This window comes from Bradyrhizobium mercantei (genome assembly GCF_001982635.1).
Lineage (GTDB): Bacteria > Pseudomonadota > Alphaproteobacteria > Rhizobiales > Xanthobacteraceae > Bradyrhizobium > Bradyrhizobium mercantei.
On the sequence record NZ_MKFI01000033.1, the window covers coordinates 1 to 1318 of the forward strand.

General features: G+C 59.6%; 1 protein-coding gene. It reads left to right on the forward strand.

Features of this window, described 5'->3' with window-relative positions; genetic code table 11:
- Positions 1–476: 476 nt before the first annotated feature.
- Positions 477–1318 (forward strand): ABC transporter substrate-binding protein (locus BI327_RS40705; protein ID WP_076867240.1); only part of this gene is annotated, 842 nt, incomplete at its 3' end.

Here is a 1318-nt window from a genome sequence, read left to right on the forward strand (position 1 = left end):
GACCTGGCCTATCCGTGGCGGCGTGATTACATGTACCAGGACCCGGATCCGAAGCCCTGAAACCGGGTTTTGGGGGCGTTAAATGTATTTATAAGAACAAAATATTAACTGGATGTATCAGCATTTTCGGGAGGCGATTCCCCAGGGGAAAACGGGGAATCGCCTCTTGGGAATAAGGGTTTTTCCGCACGGTTTCAAACGTGAATGTATCTGATTCGTTCAGGCATGGGCTTGGGTCATGCATCAATTTCGGTTAAGATGCTGGCTTCTTCTTTCAGTTTGTTCACTATCTGTGGGTTCTCGAAAACTCCGTTTTTGAGACTCCTGTCTTGCAAGACTCCGCACCCTGCGGATCCTCTTGTTGCTAGTGTCGGTTTGTATTGGCGGTTCTGCCCGTCTTCCGCACAACCCCCTTAGCTCCATGGCACGGCCGGTCCAGCGCCGCCGTGTCCCTGAACCTATGGAGGCAAAAGCCAATGCGTTTCACCCCCGTCAAGACCCTGGCCGCCGCGGCCGTCTTGTTTGCCTTCGCCGGATCGGCCCAAGCCGCCGATACGCCGCAATGCGAACTCAAGCGTCCGATCAATTTCGGCGCCATGAACTGGGAATCCAACCTGGTCCTGGTCGATGTCGAACGTTTCATCATGGAAAAGGGCTACGGTTGCAAGACCGAAACCCTGCCCACCGAGACCTTGCCGGCCCTGGCCGCGCTCGAGCGCGGTGACCTGGATATCAACACCGAGATCTGGCTGAACAGCGTCGCCGACCCCTGGGAACGCGCCGAAAAGACCGGCCGCGTCAAGCGGATCGGCGATCTCTACATGGGCGGCGAGGCCTGGTACATCCCGCGCTACACCGCCGAACGCCTGCCCGAACTGAAGTCCGCGGCTGACCTGCCGAAGTTCAAGGACAAGTTCAAGGACCCCGAGGAACCCGGCAAGGGCCGTTTCTACGGCTGCCCGGCGGGCTGGGGCTGCGAAGTCACCAGCACCAACCTGTTCCACGCCCTCAAGCTGGACGATTCCTACACGCTGTACTCGCCGGGCACCGGCGCGGCGCAGAAGGCGGCCCTGATGTCGGCCTACAAGCGCAAGCAGAACGTGGTCTTCTACTACTGGTCGCCCACGCCGCTGGTCGGCGCCATGGACCTGGTCAAGCTGGAGATGCCGCCCTACGACGCCGACAAGCACAAGTGCCTGACGTCGCCCAAGTGCGCCAAGCCCGAGCCCAGCGCCTATCCCGACAATCCCGTCTTCACCGCGGTGAACACCAAGTTCTCGCAGGAAGCGCCGGTGCTGACCGAATTCCTGTCGAAGGT